Origin of the sequence: Streptomyces sp. NPDC094143 (assembly GCF_040303825.1) — a bacterium.
In the GTDB taxonomy this organism is placed as follows: domain Bacteria; phylum Actinomycetota; class Actinomycetes; order Streptomycetales; family Streptomycetaceae; genus Streptomyces.
The window spans coordinates 1-1,211 of the sequence record NZ_JBEOTZ010000120.1; the positions used below are offsets into that span (position 1 = coordinate 1).

General features: G+C 68.4%; 1 protein-coding gene. It reads right to left on the reverse strand.

What is annotated here, in order from left to right; all coding sequences use genetic code 11:
* On the reverse strand, nucleotides 1-1,178 hold a 1,178-nt coding region (locus ABTZ58_RS40055), incomplete at its 3' end, for an APC family permease (RefSeq protein WP_502996228.1).
* Nucleotides 1,179-1,211 lie beyond the last annotated feature (33 nt).

Consider the following 1,211-nt stretch of genomic DNA (forward strand, 5'->3'; position numbering starts at 1 on the left):
GTGATCAGGATGCACAGGGCGGTGTAGACGAGGACGACCGGTCGTACGGCGCGTCCCCATTCGGGGGCCATGCCGTAGTCGGGCAGGTAACGGGGCACGATGTTGATCAGGCCCGCCATGGCGGAGGCACCGGCGAACCACAGGATGAGGATGGTGCTGATGTCGTAGACGGTGCCGAACGCCTCACCGACGTGTTCGTGCGCCAGCCAGGCCAGTGCCCGGCCGTTGGCGGCGCCTCCTGGCTCGAACTCGTCCTCGGGGATGAGGACGGTGGTGACGAAACTTGCGGCGAGCAGGTAGACGCTCATGATGAGCGCGGCCGCGGTGAGCAGCTTGCGGGTGTTGTGGATGCGCGCCTGCAGCCGCTGTTCGTCGTCGGCGCCGTCGGCGGCCACGAGCGGCATCATGCTCACCCCCGTCTCGAAGCCGGACAGGCCCAGCACCAGCAGGGGGAAAGCCAGCAGCGCCGGCCCCGCCAGATCACCGAAGCCGCCCAGGTCGGTGAGGGCACCGGTCCATGCCGACCAGGCCTGCGGGTCGGTGAGCACGTGCGCCACTCCGACGCCGATGACGACGGCATTGAGGACGAGGAAGACGGCCACCAACGGGATGGCCACCTTGACCGCTTCGCTGAAGCCGAGCAGGAACACGCCACCGAGGATGAGCAGCAGTGCCACGGTGAGAGCGACCTCGTGGCCGTGCAGCGCAGCGGGGAAGAACGGGTTCTCGACCACGTGTACGGAGGCGTCTGCCGTGGAGAGGGTGATGGTGATGATCCACGAGGTGGCCACGAAGCCGAGCAGGACCAGCACGAACAGCTTGCCCCACCAGAACGGCAGCAGATCCTCCAGCATCGCCACCGACCCCGCCCCGTGCGGGCTCTGCCTGGCCACCCGCCGGTACATCGGCAGCATCCCCAGCAGCGTCAGGGCCACGATCAACAAAGTCGCCAGAGGCGATACCACGCCCGCGGCCAGGGCCGCGATCGCCGGGACGTAAGCCAGGCTGGAGAAGTAGTCGACGCCGGTCAGGCACATCACCTTCCACCAGGCATGCGGCTCGGCATGACTCTCACCCGCCGCCGGTCCCACCGGCTGCACCCGGTGACGCAGCAACCACCTCGCCGCCGCACTGGTCGGCTGTGTCCGCAACGCCGGGCTGTCCACCGTCTCCGGCATCACCGGCCCACTCGCCTCGCTCATATCCCCCAT